Annotated in this window: 3 protein-coding genes; all 3 read left to right on the forward strand. The window is 35.3% G+C overall.

The window, feature by feature from the left end:
• On the forward strand, positions 1 to 231 hold a 231-nt coding region (locus CVD18_RS22920), incomplete at its 5' end, for a hypothetical protein (RefSeq protein ID WP_158250546.1).
• A 179-nt stretch (positions 232 to 410) separates the two neighbouring features.
• A complete protein-coding gene (locus tag CVD18_RS22925; RefSeq protein WP_158250547.1) occupies positions 411 to 581 on the forward strand; it encodes a hypothetical protein in 171 nt (56 codons plus the stop codon).
• A gap of 446 nt (positions 582 to 1,027) precedes the next feature.
• The coding region (gene tssD / locus CVD18_RS22145) for a type VI secretion system tube protein TssD (protein ID WP_146052912.1) at positions 1,028 to 1,836 on the forward strand (809 nt) is incomplete at its 3' end.

Genomic DNA, 1,836 nt, shown 5'->3' on the forward strand with positions numbered 1-1,836 from the left:
TCATGGTTCTCATGGGGAGAAACAATAACCATAAGTATCAACCGTGGGACTATTGATATAGAAAGTAAGTGTACTGATTGGCAAATAACCGATTACGGCAAAAACAAAAAAAATGCAACTCGGTTTATCACAACATTCAATACCATTAAAGAAGAATTATCTACCGCAGATATCAAAACCAGATTAGGTCATCTAGACAAGATTATAAAATCAGCCATCACAGTAGATTAAAACAGTCACTTGCCCAGCTCTATAAAGCTTGCTAAGTGCGCACTCAAAAAAAAAGGAAAAACAAAAAAGGAAAAACAAAAAGAAGGAGTAACAGGAGTAAATACGTATTAGTTAATATACAGTTTGTCAAATTCTGTTTTTGATTGCTCCTATACCATTTTGCGAAAAAAAGTAACGTAATGGAAAAACACGAATACGATATACCCCCCAAGGTTTTTTATGGGATCCTCAATGCGCTAGATGTTGATATAGGCAAATTTGCAACAAACCTATTCAATGACGAACCAAAAGCCGTAACGATCTATGTAAAAATGTACATTTTGTATAGAGCAACACAAAACAAAGAATGATAAGAAAAATGAAAGTAATAAATATCGAACACCCAATGCAGAACACCAAATATCAATTTCTCAATACTAAATTCTAAATCCTAACTGATGAACAATTTAAAAAAAATATCAAACCTCTAATAATAGACTCCTGATCAAGTCGGGAATGAGCTGTCCTCTCAGCGCAGGCTGAGAACCAAGGAGTACTCATTGCGTTGTGATAGATTCCAATCTAGATTGTAATAACAAAGGAACACTGAATATCGAAGTTTACAAACACCCATAAACCATCTTATGAAAAAAAAATAAAAAAATACGGCCAGATTACAGATATCTGTAAGGCCACTGTATAAGAGATACTTATATTTGATTTTTGAAAAAAAAAGAACACACACAAAAACTCTAATATCAGTTATACTTGCGATAAATTCAAAGTGTAAATGGTATAAAAAACCTAAAAATACGTTATGTCAACACGTAGCAATGTAAAATTCTATATCGATGGATATAGTGTTCCTGTACTATCATATACAGAACAAGTGCACCAACAAACAGATTTTAATGGCAGGCCCTCTGCCACACCACAAGCAGGTATCTACAGGGTAGTAGTCCCCGATACAGGCAGGTGGACCCATCTTTTTGATGATTGGGCACTATCGCGCACCATGAGAAAAGAATGCAAAATAGAAGAACAATCCTTTGATGGCTATAAGATGTTTAAAACATTAGAATTTCTAGACACCTTTTGTATACATCTAGAATATGTAGACGGTGGTACAGATGGCCCATTTTATGTTTTAGTGATTTCTGCCGCTACCGTAGTGCGCAATGGTGAGGTAGTCATCTCAAAATGGTGGCGCAAAACAGACCCAGCCCTTAGAAATCAAAGTATAGCAGAAGAAGTAGCAGAAGAAAGAAACCCTGAAATTCTAAAAGGATGGTGGAGCCATGATAAGGCAGGAAAAGATGTGTATAACTATGATGATAAAGATAGAGGTAAAATACCACTAGGAGAAACTATGTATTTTCATGTACAAACCAGAGGGTTATATACAGGAGAGCAAATAAAGTTTCAGCTCTATGACTACGATCATTTTTTTACGATAGATGATCTGAATCCAGATACCTCTGAGTTTCCTTATAAACCAGTAAAGAAAACTGCCACTGTAGACAATCATGGTATTGCAACAGTAGAGTTACTACTTGATGAAAGTTGGGAACCTGTAATCAATGAAGATGATGACAATTTTTCTGCCCCAGATACTGTTATAGAACT

Source organism: Aquimarina sp. I32.4, assembly GCF_002924285.1.
Lineage (GTDB): Bacteria > Bacteroidota > Bacteroidia > Flavobacteriales > Flavobacteriaceae > Aquimarina.